The 3,627-nt window shown below is 67.0% G+C and carries 3 protein-coding genes; 2 read left to right on the top strand and 1 reads right to left on the bottom strand.

Features of this window, described 5'->3' with window-relative positions:
- Positions 1 to 105 precede the first annotated feature (105 nt).
- Positions 106 to 726 carry a thymidine kinase gene (locus N7590_RS21945; RefSeq protein ID WP_008264720.1) on the bottom strand — a complete coding sequence of 207 codons (621 nt, stop codon included), beginning with the start codon at positions 724 to 726 and terminating at the stop codon, positions 106 to 108.
- A gap of 101 nt (positions 727 to 827) precedes the next feature.
- Here N7590_RS21945 and N7590_RS21950 point away from each other — a divergent pair, with 101 nt between their 5' ends.
- Both N7590_RS21950 and N7590_RS21955 read left to right on the top strand, forming a co-directional pair.
- Positions 828 to 2,804 carry a UvrD-helicase domain-containing protein gene (locus N7590_RS21950; protein WP_049456653.1) on the top strand — a complete coding sequence of 659 codons (1,977 nt, stop codon included), beginning with the start codon at positions 828 to 830 and terminating at the stop codon, positions 2,802 to 2,804.
- A gap of 268 nt (positions 2,805 to 3,072) precedes the next feature.
- On the top strand, positions 3,073 to 3,597 hold the full coding sequence (locus N7590_RS21955) for a GNAT family N-acetyltransferase (protein ID WP_164241514.1): 525 nt from the start codon (positions 3,073 to 3,075) through the stop codon (positions 3,595 to 3,597).
- Positions 3,598 to 3,627: the final 30 nt, after the last annotated feature.

Consider the following 3,627-nt stretch of genomic DNA (forward strand, 5'->3'; position numbering starts at 1 on the left):
GCCCCGCCATCCCACGGAATGCCAGCTTTCGCTGTTGCTGTTGCTGTTGCCGGCCAGCGGCCGGCACTACCGCAGGTGCAGGGCGCAGCCCTGCAAAAGCCCCCCTTACAGCGGCAGCGGCGCCTGCGCCGGGTCGATCCGCCCTTCACCGCGGGTGATCTTCTTGAACTCGGCGCGGCTGACCGACACGTAGCGGTCATTGCCGCCGATCTCCACCTGCGGGCCATCCTGTACCGCGTGGCCATGCTCGTCCACGCGCACGGTCATCGTCGCCTTCTTGCCGCTGTGGCAGATGGTCTTGATCTCCTGCATCTCGTCGGCCCAGGCCAGCAGGTACTGGCTGCCTTCGAACAGCTCGCCGCGGAAATCGGTGCGCAGGCCGTAGCAGAGCACCGGAATGCGCAGCTGGTCGACCACCTCGCTGAGCTGCCAGACCTGGGCGCGGGTCAGGAACTGCGCCTCATCCACCAGCACGCAGCCCATCGGCCCGTTCGCCGCCAGATCCTGCTCGACCCAGCGCTGCAGGTCGGTATCGCGGTCGAAGGCCATGCCATCGGCGCGCAGGCCGATGCGCGAAGCGACCACGCCGGCGCCGGCACGATCGTCCAGGCGCGGGGTCAGGATCGCCACCCGCATGCCGCGCTCGCGGTAGTTGTGCGCGCTCTGCAGCAGGGTGGTGGTCTTGCCGGCGTTCATCGCCGAATAGTAGAAGTAGAGCTTGGCCATCGACGGATTGTACGCCGCAGCCCCGGTCCGCCGAAGCCGTTCAGCAACCCCACCGGCGGCCGGCTGTGGTCGTCACCCGGCCCCGCTACAATCCTGTCCCCATGCACGGTCTCAATCCCCCCCAAGCCGCCGCCGTCCTGCACATCGAAGGTCCGTTGCTGGTGCTCGCCGGTGCCGGCAGCGGCAAGACCCGCGTGATCGTGGAAAAGATCGCCCACCTGATCGGCTGTGGCCGCTATCCGGCGCGCCGCATCGCGGCGATCACCTTCACCAACAAGTCGGCCAAGGAAATGCGCGAGCGCGTGGCCAAGCGCCTGCGCGAGCAGGATGCCGACGAGGTGACGATCTGTACCTTCCATGCGCTGGGCCTGAAGTTCCTGCAGATCGAGCACGCTGCGGTGGGCCTGAAGCGCGGCTTCTCGATCTTCGATGCCGACGATGCCGCGGCGCAGATCAAGGACCTGATGTACGGGGCCAAGCCCGACGACATCGAGGACATGAAGAACCTGGTGTCGCGCGCGAAGAACGCCGGCCTGTCGCCCGAGCAGGCGATGGCCGCCGCACGCAGCAACCGCGAGAAGGAAGCGGCCAGCGTCTACGAGCGCTACCAGCTGCGGCTGACCGCGTTCAACGCGGTCGACTTCGACGACCTGATCCGCCTGCCGGTGCAGATCCTGGAAGAAAATCCGGAGATCGCGCTGGCCTGGCGCGAGCGCATCGGCTACCTGCTGGTGGACGAATGCCAGGACACCAACGACGCGCAGTACCGCCTGCTCAAGCAGCTGGCCGGCGACAAGGGCAACTTCACCTGCGTGGGTGACGATGACCAGTCGATCTACGCCTGGCGCGGCGCCAACCCGGAAAACCTGCAGCAGATGGGGCGCGATTACCCCGCGCTGGAGATCATCAAGCTGGAGCAGAACTACCGTTGCTCCAACCGCGTGCTGCGCGCGGCCAATGCGCTGATCGCCAACAACCCGCACGAGCACCTGAAGAAGCTGTGGAGCGACCAGGCCGACGGCGAGCGCATCCGCGTGTGGGAATGCCGCAACAGCGAGCACGAAGCCGAAAAGGTCGCGGCCGAGATCGCCTTCGTGGCGCAGTCGCGCAATGTGCCGTGGAGTGATTTCTGCATCCTGTTCCGCGGCAACTTCCAGTCGCGTCCGTTGGAAAAGGCGATGCAGCTGCTGCGCATCCCGTACCACCTGACCGGCGGCACCATGTTCCTGGAGCGCCAGGAAGTGAAGGACACGCTGGCCTGGCTGCGCCTGCTGGTGAACCCGGACGACGACACCGCGTTCATGCGCGCGGTGCAGTCGCCCAAGCGCGACGTCGGCGCCGGCACGCTGGCCAAGCTGGCCGAACTGGCACAGGAAAAGGACATGCCGATGGCGCAGGCCGCCGAGGCGATCGGTGCCCTGCAGCAGCTGCCGCCGCGTGCGGCCAACAGCCTGGCGCGCTTCACCGACATCCTGCGCGACCTGCGTGCGCAGACCCGGCAGGTCACCTCCGGTGACATGATCCGCAAGGTCGCCAAGGAGTCCGGCCTGCTCAGCGAGCTGCGCCAGCAGGCCAAGGAAGAGGCCAGCTACCAGCGCCGCGCCAACAACATCGAGGAACTGGCGCAGTGGTTCGAGGGCGGCCCGCGCGGGGCCACCGCCGCCGACCTGGCCGGACAGCTGGCGCTGCTGTCGCGCAGCGACAAGGACGAGGGCGGCAACCAGGTGCGGATGATGACCATGCATGCTTCCAAGGGCCTGGAATTCCCGTACGTGTTCATCGTCGGCTGCGAGGACGGCGTGCTGCCGCACCAGGTCAGCCTGGACGAGGGCAACCTGCAGGAAGAGCGGCGCCTGCTGTACGTGGGCATCACCCGCGCCAAGATCCAGCTGTGGATGAGCTACAGCAAATTGACGCGCAAGTTCGGCGAGCACGTGCGGCTGAAGCCGAGCCGGTTCTTCGAGGAGATCCCGGCCGAGGAGATCCAGCGCGATGGTGCGGACCCGGTGGCGGATGCGGCGCGCAAGAAGGAGCGGGCGAGTGCGGGGTTGGCGGCGATCGAGGCGCTGTTCGATTGATCGGCGAACGGCGCAGCCCCTCGTGGTTGGCGCCGTTCGCATTACATCTGTGGTTGGCCGGGTAGATGGGCTGCGCAGGGGACGCTGCAAGTACGTCCCTGTAAGCTCGGTCGCCGCATCCATGCGGCTCACGCCCCTGCGCAACCCATCTACCCGGCCCTGGACAGGTTCCGTGCGCGCCAGCCACGGAAAAGAAAAAAGAAGATCAAAGGCCACGGCAACAGCCGGGCGTTGAGGCAGAATCGGGGTTTCGGCTGGAGGTCTGCGCGTGCATCCCATCGAAAGTGAACGCCTGCGTCTGCGTGCGATCGAGCCCGACCGCGATGCGGCGCCGATGCTGGCGCTGTTGAATGATCCGGGCTTCGTGCGCTTCATCGGCGACCGCAACGTGCACAGCGAGGAACAGGCGCGCGAGTACATTGCGCTGCGCGTGCTGCACAGCTATGCGTTGAACGGGTTCGGCATGTATGCCATCGAGCGCCTGGCCGACGGTGCCTGGCTGGGCAATGCCGGGCTGGTGCGGCGCGATGGCCTGCCGGGGCCGGATATCGGCTATGCGGTGCTGTCGGAATTCGCCGGGCAGGGCTATGCCGGGGAGGCGGCGCGGGCGGTGTTCGCCTACGCGCGTGGCGAACTGGGCCTGCACGCTCTGTATGGCATCACCGATCTGGACAACGTTGCGTCCGGGAAGATCCTGCTGGGCCTGGGCATGCAGGAACGCGGGGTGATCCAGCTGCCGGGCGTTGAAACACCCAGCCGGTTGTTCGCCACGCCAGGCGCGGCCGAAGTTTGATTGTGGTGGGTGCCGACCGTGGGTCGGCAC

This window comes from Stenotrophomonas sp. GD04024, from assembly GCF_029837545.1.
GTDB lineage: Bacteria > Pseudomonadota > Gammaproteobacteria > Xanthomonadales > Xanthomonadaceae > Stenotrophomonas > Stenotrophomonas forensis.